At 61.0% G+C, this 17,474-nt stretch carries 17 protein-coding genes; 7 read left to right on the top strand and 10 right to left on the bottom strand.

What is annotated here, in order from left to right; genetic code table 11:
- Positions 1-77: 77 nt before the first annotated feature.
- The 3 genes from pspC to pspA form a co-directional block, all read right to left on the bottom strand.
- Entirely contained in the window at positions 78-437 is a 360-nt protein-coding gene (gene pspC / locus AWX27_RS00165) for an envelope stress response membrane protein PspC (RefSeq protein WP_004930552.1), read from the bottom strand.
- Entirely contained in the window at positions 437-664 is a 228-nt protein-coding gene (pspB, locus tag AWX27_RS00160) for an envelope stress response membrane protein PspB (protein ID WP_039565931.1), read from the bottom strand. Before pspB ends, pspC begins: the two co-directional genes overlap by 1 nt.
- A gap of 63 nt (positions 665-727) precedes the next feature.
- Positions 728-1,393 carry a phage shock protein PspA gene (gene pspA, locus AWX27_RS00155; protein ID WP_025303000.1) on the bottom strand — a complete coding sequence of 222 codons (666 nt, stop codon included), beginning with the start codon at positions 1,391-1,393 and terminating at the stop codon, positions 728-730.
- Between the two features lie 184 nt (positions 1,394-1,577).
- Here pspA and pspF point away from each other — a divergent pair, with 184 nt between their 5' ends.
- Positions 1,578-2,585, top strand: coding sequence for a phage shock protein operon transcriptional activator (gene pspF / locus AWX27_RS00150; RefSeq protein ID WP_060419675.1), 1,008 nt, complete (start codon positions 1,578-1,580; stop codon positions 2,583-2,585).
- A gap of 157 nt (positions 2,586-2,742) precedes the next feature.
- On the opposite strand, the gene AWX27_RS00145 is transcribed toward pspF, so the two are convergent.
- The 5 genes from AWX27_RS00145 to folE2 form a co-directional block, all read right to left on the bottom strand.
- Entirely contained in the window at positions 2,743-3,873 is a 1,131-nt protein-coding gene (locus AWX27_RS00145) for an MFS transporter (RefSeq protein ID WP_060418584.1), read from the bottom strand.
- Between the two features lie 30 nt (positions 3,874-3,903).
- The gene (locus AWX27_RS00140) at positions 3,904-4,869 is read right to left on the bottom strand and encodes an SDR family NAD(P)-dependent oxidoreductase (protein ID WP_060418582.1); all 966 of its coding nucleotides are present in this window, start codon (positions 4,867-4,869) and stop codon (positions 3,904-3,906) included.
- A gap of 380 nt (positions 4,870-5,249) precedes the next feature.
- Positions 5,250-6,437 carry a zinc metallochaperone GTPase ZigA gene (gene zigA / locus AWX27_RS00135; protein ID WP_060418580.1) on the bottom strand — a complete coding sequence of 396 codons (1,188 nt, stop codon included), beginning with the start codon at positions 6,435-6,437 and terminating at the stop codon, positions 5,250-5,252.
- A 10-nt stretch (positions 6,438-6,447) separates the two neighbouring features.
- Positions 6,448-7,008 carry an LbetaH domain-containing protein gene (locus tag AWX27_RS00130; RefSeq protein WP_025303003.1) on the bottom strand — a complete coding sequence of 187 codons (561 nt, stop codon included), beginning with the start codon at positions 7,006-7,008 and terminating at the stop codon, positions 6,448-6,450.
- Positions 6,998-7,924: a GTP cyclohydrolase FolE2 gene (folE2, locus tag AWX27_RS00125; protein WP_060418577.1), complete on the bottom strand. Its 927-nt coding sequence runs from the start codon at positions 7,922-7,924 to the stop codon at positions 6,998-7,000. The genes AWX27_RS00130 and folE2 overlap by 11 nt, the downstream gene beginning before the upstream one ends.
- 204 nt (positions 7,925-8,128) lie before the next feature.
- On the opposite strand from folE2, the gene sapA reads away from it, so the two are divergent.
- From sapA to AWX27_RS00095, 6 genes are all read left to right on the top strand, one after another.
- On the top strand, positions 8,129-9,778 hold the full coding sequence (gene sapA, locus AWX27_RS00120) for an ABC transporter substrate-binding protein SapA (RefSeq protein WP_060418574.1): 1,650 nt from the start codon (positions 8,129-8,131) through the stop codon (positions 9,776-9,778).
- On the top strand, positions 9,775-10,740 hold the full coding sequence (gene sapB / locus AWX27_RS00115) for a putrescine export ABC transporter permease SapB (RefSeq protein WP_004930575.1): 966 nt from the start codon (positions 9,775-9,777) through the stop codon (positions 10,738-10,740). The genes sapA and sapB overlap by 4 nt, the downstream gene beginning before the upstream one ends.
- The gene (sapC, locus tag AWX27_RS00110; RefSeq protein WP_060418571.1) at positions 10,727-11,617 is read left to right on the top strand and encodes a putrescine export ABC transporter permease SapC; all 891 of its coding nucleotides are present in this window, start codon (positions 10,727-10,729) and stop codon (positions 11,615-11,617) included. Before sapB ends, sapC begins: the two co-directional genes overlap by 14 nt.
- Positions 11,617-12,609 carry a putrescine export ABC transporter ATP-binding protein SapD gene (sapD, locus tag AWX27_RS00105; protein ID WP_019452674.1) on the top strand — a complete coding sequence of 331 codons (993 nt, stop codon included), beginning with the start codon at positions 11,617-11,619 and terminating at the stop codon, positions 12,607-12,609. Before sapC ends, sapD begins: the two co-directional genes overlap by 1 nt.
- 1 nt (position 12,610) lies before the next feature.
- Entirely contained in the window at positions 12,611-13,423 is an 813-nt protein-coding gene (gene sapF / locus AWX27_RS00100) for a putrescine export ABC transporter ATP-binding protein SapF (RefSeq protein ID WP_033648455.1), read from the top strand.
- A 410-nt stretch (positions 13,424-13,833) separates the two neighbouring features.
- A complete protein-coding gene (locus tag AWX27_RS00095) occupies positions 13,834-15,018 on the top strand; it encodes a CMD domain-containing protein (RefSeq protein WP_060418568.1) in 1,185 nt (394 codons plus the stop codon).
- A gap of 43 nt (positions 15,019-15,061) precedes the next feature.
- Here AWX27_RS00095 and AWX27_RS00090 read toward each other — a convergent pair whose 3' ends face one another.
- Both AWX27_RS00090 and dacD read right to left on the bottom strand, forming a co-directional pair.
- The gene (locus AWX27_RS00090; RefSeq protein ID WP_025303008.1) at positions 15,062-15,967 is read right to left on the bottom strand and encodes a LysR family transcriptional regulator; all 906 of its coding nucleotides are present in this window, start codon (positions 15,965-15,967) and stop codon (positions 15,062-15,064) included.
- A gap of 64 nt (positions 15,968-16,031) precedes the next feature.
- Positions 16,032-17,201, bottom strand: a complete 1,170-nt coding sequence (gene dacD / locus AWX27_RS00085; protein ID WP_060418565.1) for a serine-type D-Ala-D-Ala carboxypeptidase DacD — start codon at positions 17,199-17,201, stop codon at positions 16,032-16,034.
- Between the last annotated feature and the right edge of the window lie 273 nt (positions 17,202-17,474).

The raw sequence follows: 17,474 nt of genomic DNA, 5'->3' as shown, positions 1-17,474 counted from the left end.
AGACGATTAAGGTTACATTTATGGGATAACGGCGGCGAAGATACCCGGCCTGTGCAGGCCGGGTATCGCAAGAAGGGTTACAGCTTGCGGAAACGGCTCTGTACGCCGAAGGTATCGGACGTCACGTAGCGCTCGACCTGACGCAGCTGCTGCTCGCCGCTGCCCAGCTCATACTCCAGCTGATCGAGCAGCTGGCGCGGCGTCTTCTGATGCTCGCCTTCGAAACGGCTGGCCGGCGCTTCATCCAACACGAACACCAGCGCGATATAGGCCACCAGCGTGAAGAAGAACAGCCCGAAGAACAGCGACAGCACCACCATCACGCGGATCAGGCGCACCGGCACGTCGAAATAGTGGGCCAAACCGGCGCAGACGCCTTTCACCATGCCTTCTTCGGGAACGCGATAAAGCTTTTTACTGCCCAGCGTCGTGCTCATCAGGACTGTCTCCAGTTCGGGTGTTCCGTATCGAGGATCTCTTCCAACGCCTGAATGCGTTCACGCATGCGTTTGGCGTCTTCCGCCAGCTGCGCCAGGCGCTGCATTTCTTGCTGACTCAGCTGGATGCCGGTCTGTTGCCGATTGCTGTAATGCAGCCAAAGCCAAATCGGCGCGACAAACAGCACGAAAATTGTCAGCGGAATGGCAAGTAATAAAGCACTCATTGTTATTCCTTCTTATCGGGTCCTGGATAGGCGGCCACCTCCGGCGTGTGGCCGCGGTTCGCCTTACTCTGAGCGGTTCATCTTGGCTTTCAGCGCCGCCAGTTGCTCACTGATGGCGTCGTCGGCCTTCAGTTCGGCAAACTCTTGGTCCAGCGACTTCTTTTTACCGATGCTGATGCTTTCCGCCTCGGCTTCCATGTGGTCGATACGGCGCTCGAACTGTTCGAAACGCGCCATCGCCTCATCCAGCTTGCCGCTGTCGAGCTGGCGGCGCACGTCACGGGAAGAAGACGCGGCCTGATGACGCAGCGCCAGCGCCTGCTGCCGCGCGCGGGTTTCGGTCAGCTTGTTTTCCAGCTCGCCGATTTCGCTCTTCATGCGCGCCAGCGTTTCTTCTACGGTCGCCACTTCCTGCGTCAGCGTGGCGATCAGATCGGCCACCTTTTGTTTTTCGATCAGCGCCGCACGGGCCAAGTCTTCTTTATCTTTGCGCAGCGCCAGTTCAGCTTTTTCCTGCCAGTCGCTTACCTGGTTTTCACCCTGCTCGATGCGACGCAGCAGCTGCTTTTTCTCCGCCAGCGCGCGCGCCGACGTAGAGCGAACTTCAACCAGCGTGTCTTCCATCTCTTGGATCATCAACCGCACCAGCTTCTGCGGATCTTCCGCCTTGTCCAGCAGGGTGTTGATGTTGGCGTTCACGATGTCGGCAAAACGAGAAAAAATACCCATAATTCACTTCCTCTTGGTTCTGATGGCGTCTGAAGCGCCGCGTTAAGTCGTACAGCTTGCCCAAAGATATAATCAAAACCCGTGCCAACTTTTATGTTATTGAAAAGTAACGAATATTATTTTTTGACTCTCTGCGCGCTTGCTGTAGAGTGATTATTTTCACCAAACATTGGCGAATTTCATCATGAACGAACAGCCAGAGAATTTGTTGGGCGAGGCAAACGCCTTTGTCGAAGTCTTGGAGCAAGTCTCCCAGGTCGCCAAGCTGAACAAGCCGGTGCTGGTGATCGGCGAGCGCGGCACCGGCAAGGAGCTGATCGCTCACCGTCTGCACTACCTCTCCAACCGCTGGCAAGGGCCGTTCATCTCGCTTAACTGCGCGGCGCTGAATGAAAACCTGCTGGATTCCGAGCTGTTCGGCCATGAGGCCGGCGCGTTTACCGGCGCGCAAAAGCGCCATCTGGGGCGCTTCGAGCGCGCCGACGGCGGCACGCTGTTTCTCGATGAGCTGGCGACCGCGCCGATGCTGGTGCAGGAGAAATTGCTGCGGGTGATCGAATACGGCCAGTTGGAGCGCGTGGGCGGCAGCCAGCCGCTGCGTGTGGATGTGCGCCTGGTGTGCGCCACCAATGACGATCTGCCGGCGCTGGCGGCGGCGGGCAAATTCCGCGCCGATCTGCTGGATCGGCTGGCGTTCGACGTGGTGCAGCTGCCGCCGCTGCGCCAACGGCGACCCGATATCATGCTGCTGGCCGAGCATTTCGCCATTCAAATGTGCCGCGAGCTGGCGCTGCCGCTGTTTCCCGGCTTTACCGAGCATGCCAGGCGAACGTTGCTCGAGTATGGCTGGCCGGGCAACGTGCGCGAACTGAAAAACGTGGTGGAGCGCTCGGTTTATCGCCACGGCGACAGCGACAGCCCGCTGGACGACATCGTCATCAACCCGTTTGCGCCACGCGAGGCCACGCCGGTCGCGCCCGTTCCTGAAGACGCCGGCGCGTTACCACCGCTACCGCTGGATTTGAAACACTGGCAGCTCGAGCAGGAAAAGGCATTGATCGAAGCGGCGCTGCAGCAGGGGCGCTTCAATCAGCGCAAGGCGGCGCAGCTGCTGGGGCTCACCTATCACCAGCTGCGCGGCATGCTGAAAAAGCATGCGCTGCTACAAAACGGCGAAGCGGACGAGGAATAACAACGTGGAGATGGGGTGCCGGTCTTTCCCGGCCGTCAGCTATTAACCCCAGGTTGAGAGATGTGGCCTGAGAACAGCCGCCTGGAGATGTCGGTCTTTCCCGACGGTCACTTCACTGCGCGGGAATGTCCCGCCGATGAATCACCTTCTTGCAAGATCACTGCGGTATTTTTCCTGCCCGGTAAATGACGCCGAGCGACAACGCGACGCAGACCAGAAAGGCATAACGCAGACCGAAAGTTTCGGATAAGAACCCGATTAACGGCGGCCCGATTAGCGTGCCCAGAAAGCCGATGGTCAGCACCGCCGCAATGGCGGCGCTTGGTGCCATGGAAGAAGACCTTGCAGCCGCCCCCGCAACCAGCGGAATTATGGCGCAAATACCCAGGCCAACCAGGAAAAAACCGATTATCGATGTCACCAACCCCGGTAACCAGGTCGTTAGCGTCATGCCGATGAACGCCAGCATACCGCCCCACTGTAACGTTCTTCTCACTCCTATCCGATCAACGAACCGGTTCAACATGAGCCTGCCGATCGTCATGGCCGCCATAAATACCGTAAAACCCAGGCCGATGTATTTTCGATCGACCGAGACGACATCCTGAAAATAAACGACGCTCCAGTCGTACATGATGCCCTCACAAGCCATCGAGCAGAAAACGATCAGGCCATAGTTGAACAACGATCGGTCAGGAATGGCAAAAGCACGCCCGGTCTGTTCCAGCTCCGGTTTGTCGAACAACGCACGCCGGCACAGCAAGGCGGACATCAACGCCACCGCCGCTATTCCTACAAAGTGCAGCGGCAAGGCGACATCCCGGCCGATCATTAATGCCCCGATCCCTGCGCCGACAAACCCGGCCACGCCCCATATGCCGTGAAAGAAGGGCAACCTGGTTTTACCGCTGACCGCCTCGGCGATGCTGGCCTGCATATTGTTCGAGACATTGACCGCGCTATAAGCGAACCCGGAGAAAAACAGCAACGCCGCCAGTTGAGGGACCGTCGCGGCGAAGGGCACCAGAAGCAAAAGCATGGCGTTGATCAGTATGGCCGCGACGCCGACCACCCTGCTGCCAAGTTTGGCGATCGCCCATCCCGATATCGGCAGAGACAAGACCACCCCGGCCGACATGGCGAACAGTACGCTGCCAAATACGCCGTCAGACAACGCAAGCCCTCCTTTGATCGTCGCCATCCTTGAACTCAAACTACCGAAACACAGCCCAAGCATGAAAAACATGCTGGATATCGCCAAGTTTTTTTCTTTCATCATCGACATCATGGGCGCCCCCTTATCCGATTAGCGGCCTGGTCAGGCGAAAGCATCAATGCCGGTCAGCGATGCCGAAAGCGCCCACAAACGCTGCGCCTGTTCCGGGTCGATCGCGTATTCCTTCACGCCGACCAGCGCCTGGCTGTCGTGCGGGGCGATGCCGGCAATATCACCATCCTCGCAGTAAAGGCCCCCCAAACCTTGCAATTGCGGTGAAGTGGCGGCCCACACCTGAGTAGCGGCCCCCTGCTGAGGCGTTTTAAGAGCGTCGGGATCGGCCGGATTGCCGTCTTCGTCCATCCAGCCCAGGGCTATCATCTCTGCTCTCGATATGTGCCGCTGCAGCGGCGTGGCAATACTGCCAGGATGAAGGCTAAATGCGCGGATCCCCCGCGAGCGGCCCAGAAGATCCAACCTGACGGCGAACAGGGCATTCGCCGTCTTCGACTGACCGTACGCCAGCCACTTGTCGTAACCGCGTTCGAACTGCACATCTTCCCAACGGATCGCCGAATGGTGATGCCCGGCGGAGGAGACGGTGACCACCCGCCCTCCATCGGCAATGGCCGGCCACAGCAAGTTGGTCAGCGCATAGTGGCCGAGGTGGTTGGTGGCGAACTGCCTTTCCCAACCTTGCCCCACCCGCGCCTCCGGGCATGCCATCACTCCGGCGTTGTTGATGACAATATCCGCCCGTAGGCTCGATGCGGAAAAGTCAGCGGCGAAGCGGCGCACGCTGTTCAAATCGGCGAGATCGAGTTCGGCGATCTCGACGCCGGCGCTCTGTCCTAACACCTCTTTGGCTGCCGCCGGTGCCCGGCAAGCAACGATGACACGTGCGCCGGCACCGGCCAGCGCCAGCGTCGTCTCCAGACCGAGACCTGAATGACCACCGGTGACGATAGCCTGCGAGCCTGACAGATCCAGGCCTGCGAGCACCTCGCCGGCGGTCGTTTTGGGCCCAAATCCTGACTTGATGGGGGTTTGTTGGGTAATCACAGGCATTCTCCTCACGGTTAACAGTGACCGGCCAAACGCAGCCAGCGCGTCGATGAGAAGAAGTATGAAATTCCGTCACGTGACTGTGAATGCATGAAACCCCGAACTTCTGTCGAGATCGTCCAGGTTACGCGGCGCAAAGAGAAGAGAAGTGGATCATGGCGGCTCGCCAAGCGAGGTTTCCGGTCTTAGACAGGCAAAAAAAAAGCCAGCACCCGAGCTGGCTTAAAAAACACTGGAAGCAATGTGAGCAATGTCGTGCCTTCCACATCAGAGCCGCAAACTGTGGCCTTCCGTGAACTGCCAGGCGATGATAATAGTTATCAGTATCGTCTGTAAAGCACTTTGTTGAGAATTTTTCTCATTACCACACGAAGATTGCGCAATTACCACTCAGGGAACGGGTCTGCCATGTCCAGCCAATAGCCCACGCCGGCGGCCATTTCATCGTCGCTCAGCAGGCAGTCGTCCAGCATACGCACGATCGTCGCCTGCTGCAAATGCTGGCCGATAAACACCAGTTCCTGGCGCATATCGCCGAACGGCTCCACCCATTTTTCCTGAATGTGCGCCCGCGCTTCGGGATCCTGCGGCCAATTATCTTGCGGAATGGCGCGCCAAAAGGTGCCCGCGAGGCCGTAGTGGGCGATGCCCCCTGCCTGGCTCCACTGCCCGGCCTGCCGCGGCCGCGTCGCCAGCCAGAAAAAGCCTTTCGAGCGCAGCAACTTGCCGCCGCCCCAATCGCCGTTGATCACGCGGTAAAACTTGTCCGGCGCAAACGGCCGCCGCGCCTGGTAGACGAAGCTGCTGATGCCGTAGTTTTCCGTTTCCGGCACGTGTTCGCCGCGCAGCTCTTTCAGCCAGCCGGGCGCCTGCTGCGCCTTTTCAAAGCTGAAGCTGCCGGTATTCAGCACCGCCTCCAGCGGCAGTTTGCCCGGCGCGATCGGCACAATGCGGGCATCGGGGTTCAGGCTGGCCAGCAGCGCCATCACTTCGCCCTGCTGGGCTGGCGTCAACAGATCGGTCTTGCTGACCAGGATCACGTCGCAGAACTCAATTTGCTCAATCAGCAGATCCGCCACGCTGCGCAGATCGTCCTCGCCCAGGCTTTGGCCGGCCTCCTGCAGGCTTTGCGCCTGCTGGTACTGCTGGATGAAATTCACCCCGTCGACCACCGTCACCAGGGTATCCAGCCGGGCGAACTGCGACAGGCTTTCGCCCTTTTCGTCCTCAAAGGTAAAGGTTTCCGCCACCGGCAGCGGCTCGGAGATGCCGCTCGATTCGATCAGCAGGTAATCGAAACGCCCGTCCTGCGCCAGCTCACGCACCGATACCAGCAGGTCTTCGCGCAGCGTGCAGCAAATGCAGCCGTTGCTCATCTCCACCAGCTTCTCTTCCTGGCGATCAAGATGCACGGCATTTTCCACCAGCGCGGCGTCGATGTTCACCTCACTCATATCGTTGACGATCACCGCCACGCGCATGCCCTGCCGGTTGTTCAGAATGTGGTTCAGCACCGTGGTTTTGCCGGCGCCGAGAAAGCCGGAAAGCACGGTCACGGGAAGTTGTTTCATGGGAGCCTCATTAAAATTCATTGCGTAATGCCTGGTAACCGCGCACCAGCTCGACGTTGGTGGCGGCCACTTCTTCCGAAAACTGCAGCGCGCCGCGATCGACCTGGCGATAGCGCGACAGGTCGCTGTCCGGCCCTACGCGCTCGGTCGAGGGGATATAGCGGTTTTCCGGCAGCGTCACGCCGTCCACCACCGCGTTGTAACGCACCACGCAGCCGGACTGGATGTGGCAGTTGAACAGCACGCTGTTGAAACCGATAAACACCCGATCGTCGATGCGACACGGACCGTGGACGATGGCGCGGTGGGCAATCGAGCTGTAACGGCCAATGGTGACCGCCGCCCCGCTCTTGGAGTGGATCACCACGCCGTCCTGAATATTGGAGTGCGAGCCGATGACGATCGGCTCCATGTCGCCGGCGGCGTTCAACTCGTCGGCGCGGATCACCGCATAAGGGCCGACGTAAACGAAATCTTCGACGATCACCCGGCCGCAAATAATGGCGGTGGGATCGATGTAGGCCAGCGGCGAGACCTGCGGCAGATGGCCGCTGGGATTTTTACGCAACATGATTTTCTCCCCGCCAGCTCAACTCCGCCACCGCATTGTGGGCATGCAGGCTCTCCTGATGCTCGACGCGCAGCGAGAAGGCGCGGTAATCGCACTGGCTGCGCAGCATGCGATACAGACGGCGCGCCGCATCTTCGCAAAACATCAGGTTCTGACCGTTGGCCAGCGCGAAGGCCTGCTCGTCGCGGCGTTTCACCAGCGTTTGTACCGGCGTGCCCAGCGCGTGTTCGATGCGGTCGATCAATTTCACCGGTTCGAACGCCCGTTCATTCTCGGGCGTCACGGTGACCCAGGCCCAGCTGCGCTGGCTGTGAGGGGTGGCCGGCATTCCCTGCTCCAACAGCCACTCGCTCACCTGGCGTTGGCTGATCCGCTCCGCCGCCTGTTCAAAATCAAACTGAAACTGTTGCTGCGCCAACTGACGGCTGAGCGCCGCCGAACTCGGGCAGGTAGAGGAGTAAGGCACACCGACGGTCAGCGCCAGCGTCAGCGTGTTCGTCAGGGTCGCCTCGATGCGCAGCGGGTAAGCCTTCCAGCCGCGCTGCGGCGACAGCAACGCCGGGCGAGACAACAGCAGCTCGCCGCCGATCGCCAGTTTGGCGCGATCGCTGTGTTCCGGCTGCGAATCCAGAAAGGCCTGCAGCGTTCGGCCGATGCGCTGCGGCGTCAGCTCGCCCTGCGTCAATTCATCCAGCGCCAGATACAGGCGCGACATGTGAATACCGCGTTCGCCCGCCGCTTCGGCGCGCAGGTTGATGCCGGCGTCGACTTTGGCCATCAGTGGCTTGCCGGCCAGCTCCAGCGGCAGTGCGATCCCTTGCATCCCGACCCAATCGAGCCCGACATCACTCATTTCGCCGCGCCATGCCTGAGCGTCCGGCAGCGAACGGCGTGGTGGAAGTGCAACTTCGTTCATACATCCCCTTGCGTTATTGTGACTTTGCCGGGGAACGGTATCATGATTTTGTTATGTTATAACATATCAAATGAGATTTTTTTCACGCCGTTGGGCGACCTGATTAATCAAGTAGCAGAAAACTCAGCGATTTTGCTCAATGGATTGGGCTGCCGGTCAGAGTGCGATACACTAACGCTATTGCTGATTAACCCATGAGCCCCTATGCGTGGTTTACCCCTTTGGATAGTGTCGTTGTGCTTTACCGGCTCCGCCTTGGCCGCGACAACACCGCCCGCGCCCGCCGCGGCGCCGCTGCCGGACATTCGCCAGAGCGGCTTTGTCTATTGCGTCAGCGGCATACTGAATACCTTTAACCCGCAAATGGCCAGCAGCGGCCTGACGGTGGATACCCTGGCCGCCCAGCTGTACGATCGTCTGCTGGATGTCGATCCCTACACCTACCGGCTGATCCCCGAGCTGGCGCAAAGCTGGGAAGTGTTGGACAACGGCGCCACCTACCGTTTCCATCTGCGCAAGGACGTGCCGTTCCAGACCACCGCCTGGTTCACGCCCACCCGCAAGATGAACGCCGACGACGTGGTGTTCAGCTTCGCGCGCGTATTTGACCAAAAACACCCGTATCACGACGTCAACGGCGGCGAATACCCCTATTTCGACAGCCTGCAGTTCGGTGATTCGGTGCAGAGCGTGAGAAAGCTCGACGACTACACGGTGGAGATCCGCCTGCAGTCGCCGGACGCCTCGTTCCTGTGGCACCTGGCGACCCACTACGCGCCGGTGCTGTCCGCTGAATACGCCGACACGCTGACGCGCGAAGGCCACCAGGAGCTGATCGACCGCGAGCCGGTCGGCAGCGGCCCGTTCCTGCTCAATGAATACCGCTCGGGGCAATATATTCGCCTGGCGCGCAACGCCGCCTACTGGAAAGGCTTGCCGCGCATGCCGCAGGTGGTGATCGATCTGGGCGCAGGCGGCACCGGCCGCCTTTCCAAGCTGCTGACCGGCGAATGCGACGTGCTGGCCTATCCGGCGGCCAGCCAGCTGTCTATCCTGCGCGACGATCCGCGCCTGCGCCTGACGCTACGCCCGGGGATGAACATCGCCTACCTGGCGTTCAACACCCGCAAACCGCCGCTCGACAACCTCAACGTGCGCCAGGCGATCTCGCTGGCGATCAACAACCAGCGGTTGATGCAGTCGATCTATTACGGCACGGCGGAAACCGCCGCCTCAATCCTGCCGCGCGCCTCCTGGGCCTATGACAACGACGCGCACGTCACCGAGTACGATCCGGCCAAATCACGCGAAATGCTGCGGCAGGCCGGCGTCGGCCAACTGAACCTGAAGCTGTGGGTGCCGACCGCCTCGCAATCTTACAACCCGAGCCCGCTGAAAACCGCCGAGCTGATCCAGGCCGATCTCGGCCAGGTGGGCATCAACGTCACCATCGTGCCGGTAGAGGGGCGCTTCCAGGAGGCGCGCCTGATGGAGATGAACCACGATCTGACCCTGACCGGCTGGGCCACCGACAGCAACGACCCGGACAGCTTCTTCCGGCCGCTGCTGAGCTGCGCGGCAATCCGTTCGCAAACCAACTATGCTCACTGGTGTGACCCGGGCTTCGACGAGGTGTTGCAGAACGCGCTGTTGTCGCAGCAGCTGTCTCAGCGCATCGACAACTACCGCAAGGCGCAGAAGATCCTCGAGCAGCAACTGCCGGTGCTGCCGCTGGCCTCTTCCCTGCGGCTGCAGGCCTACCGCTACGACATCAAGGGATTGGTGCTGAGCCCGTTCGGCAACGCCTCGTTCGCCGGGGTGTACCGTGAATCCGCGCCGGAGGTGAAAAAGTGATTATCTTTACCCTGCGCCGCATTCTGCTGCTGCTGATCACGCTGTTCTTCCTGACGCTGGTCAGCTTCAGCCTGAGCTATTTCACGCCGCGCGCGCCGCTGAACGGCGCCGCCCTGCTGGACGCCTATCAGTTCTACTTCGTCAGCCTGCTGCACTGGGACTTCGGCGTCTCCAGCATCAACGGCCAGGCGATCAGCGAACAGCTGCGCGAAGTGTTCCCGGCTACCATGGAACTGTGCCTGCTGGCCTTCGCCCTGGCGCTGTTTATCGGCATTCCGCTGGGCATCATCGCCGGCGTGCTGCGCGGCAAATGGCAGGACACCGCCATCAGCACCTTCGCGCTGCTGGGCTTTTCGATGCCGGTGTTCTGGCTGGCGCTGCTGCTGATGCTGTTCTTCTCGCTGCACCTGGGCTGGCTGCCGGTTTCCGGCCGTTTCGACCTGCTGTATCAGGTGAAGCCGATCACCGGGTTCGCGCTGATTGACGCCTGGCTGTCGGACTCGCCATACCGCGCCGAGATGATCGGCAGCGCCCTGCGCCACATGATCCTGCCGATCGCCGCGCTGGCGGTGGCGCCCACCACCGAAGTGGTGCGCCTGATGCGCATCAGCACCGACGACGTGCTGAGCCAAAACTACATCAAGGCCGCCGCCACCCGCGGCCTGTCGCGCTTCACCATCATTCGCCGCCACGTGTTGCACAATGCGCTGCCGCCGATCGTGCCCAAGCTGGGGCTGCAGTTCTCCACCATGCTCACGCTGGCGATGATCACCGAAGTGGTGTTCAGCTGGCCGGGCCTCGGCCGGTGGCTGATCAACGCCATTCGCCAGCAGGACTATGCGGCGATCTCCGCCGGCGTCATGGTGGTCGGCACGCTGGTGATCACCATTAACGTCCTGGCCGACATTCTGGGTGCGGCAACCAACCCGCTGAAACATAAGGAATGGTATGCCCTTCGATAACGTATACCGCGAGAAAAAGATGCCGAGCCCGCTGCGCTACACCTGGCGGATTTTCTACGGCGACGCGCTGGCGATGATCGGTTTTTACGGCGTGATCGCCCTGCTGCTGCTGTCGCTGTTCGGTAGCCTGCTGGCGCCCTACGCGCTGGATCAGCAGTTCCTCGGTTATCAGCTGCTGCCGCCTTCCTGGTCGCGCTATGGCAACGTGTCGTTCTTTCTCGGCACCGACGATCTCGGGCGCGACATCCTCAGCCGGCTACTGACCGGCACCGCTGCCACCTTCGGCTCGGCGCTGGCGGTGACGCTGGCTGCGGCGTTCTGCGGGGTGATCCTCGGCGTGTTCGCCGGCGTCACTCACGGGCTGCGCTCGGCGGTGCTCAACCACATTCTCGATACCCTGCTGTCCATTCCCTCGCTGCTGCTGGCGATCGTGGTGGTGGCGTTTATCGGCCCCAAACTTGAACACGCCATGCTGGCGGTATGGCTCGCCTTGCTGCCGCGCATGGTGCGCACCATCTACAGCGCGGTGCACGACGAGCTGGATAAAGAATACGTGGTGGCGGCGCGGCTCGACGGCGCTTCCACGCTGCAGATCCTGTGGTACGCAGTGATGCCGAACATTGCGGCGGTGCTGGTGACCGAGTTCACCCGCGCGCTGTCGATGGCCATTTTGGATATCGCCGCGCTTGGCTTCCTCGATCTCGGCGCGCAGCTGCCTTCGCCGGAATGGGGAGCGATGCTCGGCGATTCGCTCGAGCTGGTGTACGTCGCGCCCTGGACGGTGATGCTGCCCGGCGCGGCCATCCTCGTCAGCGTGCTGCTGGTTAACCTGTTAGGCGACGGTATGCGCCGCGCAATCAATGCCGGGGTGGAATAATGCCGTTACTCGATATCCGCAATCTAACGATTGAATTTATGACCGCCGAAGGGCCGGTCAAGGCGGTCGATCGCGTCAGCATGACGCTGACCGAGGGCGAGGTGCGCGGCCTGGTGGGCGAATCGGGCTCCGGCAAGAGCCTGATCGCCAAAGCCATCTGCGGCGTAACCAAAGACAACTGGCGCGTCACCGCCGACCGTTTCCGCTTCGACGACATCGATCTGCTGCAGCTGAGCCCGCGCGAGCGGCGCAGGCTGGTGGGCCACAACGTCTCGATGATTTTCCAGGAGCCGCAGTCCTGTCTGGATCCTTCCGAAAGCATCGGCCGCCAGCTGGCGCAGGCCATTCCGGGCTGGACCTACAAGGGCCGCTGGTGGCAGCGCTTCAACTGGCGCAAACGCCGCGCCATCGAACTGCTGCACCGCGTCGGCATTAAGGATCACGACGACATCATGGGCAGCTTCCCGTACGAGCTGACCGAAGGTGAGTGCCAGAAAGTGATGATCGCCATCGCGCTGGCCAACCAGCCGCGCCTGCTGATCGCCGATGAGCCGACCAACGCCATGGAGCCGACCACCCAGGCGCAGATTTTCCGCCTGTTGGCGCGCCTCAATCAGAACAACAACACCACCATCCTGCTGATCAGCCACGATTTGCAGATGATGAGCAAGTGGGCCGACCGGGTGAACGTGCTGTACTGCGGGCAAACGGTGGAAAGCGCCCAGTGCGAAGAGCTGCTGGCGGCGCCGCACCACCCTTACACCCAGGCGCTGATCCGCGCTATGCCGGACTTCGGCCGCTCGCTGCCGCACAAGAGCCGGTTGAACACGCTGCCGGGTGCCATTCCTTCGCTGGAACACCTGCCGATCGGCTGCCGTCTGGGGCCGCGCTGCCCTTACGCACAGAAGAAGTGCATCGAAACACCGCGCCTGCGCCCGGTCAAAAACCACTTCTTTGCCTGCCACTTCCCGCTGAACATGGAGGAGCAATAACATGGAAACGCTGTTGGAAGTGCGCAACCTGAGCAAAACCTACCGCTACCGCACCGGGCTGTTCCGCCGCCAGCACGTCGAGGCGGTGAAATCGGTCAGCTTTACCCTGCGCGAAGGCCAGACGCTGGCGGTAATCGGCGAGAACGGCTCCGGCAAATCCACGCTGGCGAAGATGCTCTCCGGCATGGTGGAACCGACCGCCGGCGAACTGCTGATCGACGATCATCCGCTGGAATTCGGCGATTATCGCTATCGCAGCCAGCGCATTCGCATGATTTTTCAGGATCCGAGCACCTCGCTCAATCCGCGCCAGCGCATCGGCCAGCTGCTGGACGCGCCGCTGCGGCTGAACACCAGTCTGGAACCCGCCGAGCGCGAGCAGCGCATCAACCAGACATTGCGCCAGGTCGGCATGCTGCCGGATCACGCCTACTACTATCCGCACATGCTGGCTTCCGGGCAGAAACAGCGCGTCGCGCTGGCGCGTGCGCTGATCCTGCAGCCGAAAGTGATCGTCGCCGATGAGGCGCTGGCCTCGCTGGACATGTCGATGCGCTCGCAAATCATCAACCTGATGCTGGAGCTGCAGGAAAAACACGGTATTTCCTATATCTATGTCACCCAGCACCTCGGCATGATGAAGCATATCAGCGACCAGGTGCTGGTGATGCACGAAGGGGAAATCGTCGAGCGCGGCAGCACCGCCGAGGTATTGGCGGCGCCGCTGCACGAATTGACCAAGCGCCTTATCGCCAGCCACTTCGGCGAGGCGCTGACCGCCGACGCCTGGCGACGCGACGGCGGGCGTTTTTGAGCCACGGCTGTACATGCAAACCCGCTGCGGCGGGTTTTTTATTGCCGCGCGTGCCTGCCGCTTAGCGAGAAAGCGCACATACAAATTACATTCTTGTTATATATCCTTATATTTTATTCCTTTCAGTTATTGATTAGTCCGTAACATTATTTTATCTCGCCAGGGCGATCGGTGAGGATATCCCCTACGTTGAGCCTCTCATACGACAGGATATCGCACTGATGAACAGCCTTCGCCATCGCCGCCTCACGCAGTTTCTGCTCACGCTGGCCGCCTTACGGCCACGCGCTGTGCTGCGATGAGCTGCGCTAAATCTGCCTTTCGCCCCGCCTGCGGGCATGTTGACTCTTTGTCCAGCCGCCGCTGCCGCACGCACCGGTGGCTGTTGCTCATGATTAAGGATTGACCCTATGGAACGACTCCGTCGACAACATAATGCCCAGTGGTATCACGAAACCCAAAGCAGCGTGCGGGGCGATGCGCCGCTGGAGCCGCAGGCGGCTACCCTGCGCGATCGTTTTCTGCTGGGGCTGGGCGCCTTCGCCGATGAAGCGTTAAACGCTGCGCTCGGCGCCCGCGCCGGGGTATTCAACGCCTCGCTGGCCGGTTACCACGCCCTGTTTCCCGACCAGGTGTCGCTATCACGATACGTGACATTGTCACCCTATGATCGCCTCAGCACCGCGCTGACCGTCGCTCAGGTGACCGGTGTGCAGTCGCTCTGTAGCCACTACGCCGCCCGCCTCGCCCCGCTGCACAGCCCGGACGCCTCCCGGGAAAGCAATATCCGCCTCGCCCAGATCACCCAATACGCCCGCCAGCTCGCCAGCCAGCCCACGCTGATTTGCCGCAGAGCGCTGCAGCAGCTTGGCGACGTCGGGCTGAGCCCGGCGGATATCGTCACCTTTTCGCAGGTCATCGGTTTTGTCAGTTACCAAGCGCGCGTGGTGGCGGGCGTAGCGGCGTTGGCCGGCCGACCGGCGGTGGTAGTGCCCGGTTTCCCGAACGTCGAAGATGCCGATGGCGTCGCTTTCAGTGCCGAAGAGTTAAGCTGGACTGCGCGCCTGCCGCCAATCGACACGGAAGCCGCCGCCGCCGAACAGCTTGACGTGCTGGATCAGAGCCACCCGCAGGCTCGCGCCGAATCTTATTACCTGCTGCTGGCGCACGATGCCGCCGCACTGCGTGAGCGCAACGGCGTGTTTAACGGCATCAATGCCGAAGGATATGGGTTGTCGAGCCGATTGAAAGCGCTGGCGACGCTGGCGGTCTCGCGCATCAACGGCAGCCGCTACTGCGCGGCCACGGTGGCGCATGAATTGCAGGATGACGGATTGGTACAGGCGATGTTCGCCGGGCTGCCTCAGGGATTGGCATCTACCGAGGACACGGTCAAACGCGCGGTGATCCACTCCGCCGCCGAGCTGACGCGCGCACCGGAGAAATTTACCCCGCAGAGCGTGCAGCCATTGTTCAACAGCGGCCTGAATCAGGCGCAGGCACTGGAAGTGATCCTCACCGCCGCGCTCTACGCCTGGGAAAATCGGCTGCGCCAAACGCTGGGCGATGCGGAGCCTTTCATCGCCGCCGACTGAAGACCGCTACGCGGCCTGATTACCGGCCGTGATACGCCGCGTTTTAGACATTCTGCTGACGCAGCCACTCGCTGGCGGCGTCGAAGAATTTTTGCGCCAACGGCGTGGCGCGCTCTGCCATATCGACCACCACCGCCGCATGACGCGGCATGGCGCCGATGGCCACCGGACGGCGCTGCAACGCCGGCATCAGCGGCGATTGCAGCTGGCCGCGCGGAAACAACCCGCAGCCCAGGCCGACGAAAATCCCCTCCAGCAGTTGGAAGATCGAGGCGGTCTCCAGCCGCGTGTGCAACGTCAACCCGGCGTCGCGGAAGTGTTGATCGAGATAGCGGCGGAAATAACGCGTCGGCTCGGCCAGGCACAGCGGCAAAGCGGCAACCGCCTCCAGCGGCAACGGCGTATCGCCCACCAGCTTCGGAAAGTGTTGCGGATGAAATACCAGCTCGACGCCGGTTTCCACCAGCGGTTGCGATTGGAAGTGCAGCTCCTTTAAGGTCGACAGCTCGAAAAAGCCGATGCCGATGTCAACGGTATGCGCCGTCAGCGCCTCCAGCAGCTGATCGGCGCTCAGCACCGCCAGCCGGTAATCGAGATGCGGGTAACGCTCGCTGACCGCCTTGAGCATTTCCGATACCGAGATACTGCACTGCGGCACCACGCCAAGGCGCAGCGTGCCGTGCAAGCCGTGCTTGAGCGACTCCACCTCCAGCTTCAGCCCCTGGTAAACCGAGACGATCTCACGGGCCCACGCCAGCACCCGCTCGCCTTCGGCGGTAAAACCGCCGAAATGGTTGCCGCGGTTAATCAGCGAAACGCCCAGCTCTTTTTCCAGATTTTTCAATCGCATGGATAGCGTCGGCTGGCTAACGAAGCTGGCCTCCGCCGCCCGGCCGAAGTGACGTTCTCGTTCTAAATTACACAAATAAATCAGTTGTTTAATATCCATAGCGCGGCTCAATGATCGGCATTCGCACCAGTATACCACCGGGCACCTTCGTCCGCCCGGCGAGTCAGAGCTTCAGCTTCACGTAATCCACCAGGCGCGAGAACACGCCGCCCTGCGGCACCGCCTGCAGCGCCACCAGCGGCAAGGTTTTCACCACCTGGCCATTGTCGCTGATGCGGATCTCGCCAACGGTCTGCCCTTTGCCAATCGGCGCTTCCAGCCGTGCGGTATTGATCACGTACTGCGCCTTCAGCTTGTCCGCCTCGCTTTTCGGCAGGCTGAGCGACTGCTCTTGCGCGCTACCGACCGGTAACCGGTGATTCTCGCCGTACCAGACCGGCTCTTCCCCCAGACTCTGGCCGGCGCTGAACAGATGTACGGTGGCAAAGTCGCTCAGCCCCCAAGTCAACAGCTTACGCGCCTGCTCCTCACGCCCTTTAGCGCTTTTGCCGCCCATCACCACGGCAATCAGGCGGCGATCCCCTTCGGTGGCGGAGGCGATGATGTTGAAGCCGGCCGAGGCGGTGTGCCCGGTTTTCAGCCCATCGACGTGCAGCGTCTTATCCCACAGCAGGCCATTGCGGTTCTGCTGCGTGATACCATTCCAGGTCAGCGACTTCTCGCTGTACATATGGTATTCCGCCGGTTCACTCATGATGATGGCGCGCGCAATCACCGCCAGATCGCCGGCGGTGGTGAACTGCCCCGGCGCATCCAGCCCGTGTACCGTTTCGAAATGGGTGTTCTGCAGGCCCAGCTGCGCGCTCTTCTCGTTCATCAGCTTGACGAAGTTGGCCTGACTGCCCGCCACATAATCCGCCATCGCTACGCAGGCGTCGTTGCCGGAATCGATGATGATACCGCGGCTGAGATCGCGAACCGTGACCCTGTCACCTGGCTTCAGGAACATCAACGAAGATCCTTTGAACACCGGGTTGCCCTGCGCCCAGGCGTCTTTCCCCACGGTGACGACATCGTCGAGGCCAATCTTGTGCTGATCGAGCGCGTGGTCGATCACCAACCCGGTCATGAGTTTGGTCAGGCTGGCCGGGTTGCGCCGTTCGTCGGCATTGCCGGCGGCCAACACCTGGCCGGTGGTGTAATCCATCAAAACGTAAGAGGCGGCGTCTATCGCCGGCGGGGCCATGGTAGGAAAATTGGGCGTCGTTTCCGCCGCCTGCGCCGCTAAAGGCAGCAATATGCCGCCGATTACCACTGATACTGAACGCTTCACGCTGTGTTCCTCAGGCCCGCAGGCTGAATAAAATGCCAATATAATCCGCGAGATAGACTGCATGAATTCACTTTCAGACGAAACCATTACTCTTTTGCAGCGGGTGTCTTTATGCAACCATTTGTTTACGGCACCGCCCGCCGGCGATAGATGCGCTCTATGCCGCCATTGCCCCATTCGATTAGACGCCACCCCGCAGCGCCCCTAAACTTGTGACATAAATACGCAAGACGCATAAAAAAGCGTTTACTTTTTAGCTACAACCACCTGCGA

This window comes from Serratia sp. 2880STDY5682894 (genome assembly GCF_001537385.1).
Taxonomy (GTDB): Bacteria; Pseudomonadota; Gammaproteobacteria; order Enterobacterales; family Enterobacteriaceae; genus Serratia; species Serratia nevei.
The sequence above is the reverse complement of the archived record's forward strand: the minus strand, read 5'-3'. Positions and strand labels throughout refer to the sequence as shown.

Excerpts from the sequence above, each read along its gene's own strand:
- pspC (WP_004930552.1), bottom strand. The coding sequence starts at position 437 with ATGAGCACGACGCTGGGCAGTAAAAAGCTTTATCGCGTTCCCGAAGAA.
- pspB (WP_039565931.1), bottom strand. The coding sequence starts at position 664 with ATGAGTGCTTTATTACTTGCCATTCCGCTGACAATTTTCGTGCTGTTT.
- pspA (WP_025303000.1), bottom strand. The coding sequence starts at position 1,393 with ATGGGTATTTTTTCTCGTTTTGCCGACATCGTGAACGCCAACATCAAC.
- pspF (WP_060419675.1), top strand. The coding sequence starts at position 1,578 with ATGAACGAACAGCCAGAGAATTTGTTGGGCGAGGCAAACGCCTTTGTC.
- AWX27_RS00145 (WP_060418584.1), bottom strand. The coding sequence starts at position 3,873 with ATGATGTCGATGATGAAAGAAAAAAACTTGGCGATATCCAGCATGTTT.
- AWX27_RS00140 (WP_060418582.1), bottom strand. The coding sequence starts at position 4,869 with ATGCCTGTGATTACCCAACAAACCCCCATCAAGTCAGGATTTGGGCCC.
- zigA (WP_060418580.1), bottom strand. The coding sequence starts at position 6,437 with ATGAAACAACTTCCCGTGACCGTGCTTTCCGGCTTTCTCGGCGCCGGC.
- AWX27_RS00130 (WP_025303003.1), bottom strand. The coding sequence starts at position 7,008 with ATGTTGCGTAAAAATCCCAGCGGCCATCTGCCGCAGGTCTCGCCGCTG.
- folE2 (WP_060418577.1), bottom strand. The coding sequence starts at position 7,924 with ATGAACGAAGTTGCACTTCCACCACGCCGTTCGCTGCCGGACGCTCAG.
- sapA (WP_060418574.1), top strand. The coding sequence starts at position 8,129 with ATGCGTGGTTTACCCCTTTGGATAGTGTCGTTGTGCTTTACCGGCTCC.
- sapC (WP_060418571.1), top strand. The coding sequence starts at position 10,727 with ATGCCCTTCGATAACGTATACCGCGAGAAAAAGATGCCGAGCCCGCTG.
- sapD (WP_019452674.1), top strand. The coding sequence starts at position 11,617 with ATGCCGTTACTCGATATCCGCAATCTAACGATTGAATTTATGACCGCC.
- sapF (WP_033648455.1), top strand. The coding sequence starts at position 12,611 with ATGGAAACGCTGTTGGAAGTGCGCAACCTGAGCAAAACCTACCGCTAC.
- AWX27_RS00095 (WP_060418568.1), top strand. The coding sequence starts at position 13,834 with ATGGAACGACTCCGTCGACAACATAATGCCCAGTGGTATCACGAAACC.
- AWX27_RS00090 (WP_025303008.1), bottom strand. The coding sequence starts at position 15,967 with ATGGATATTAAACAACTGATTTATTTGTGTAATTTAGAACGAGAACGT.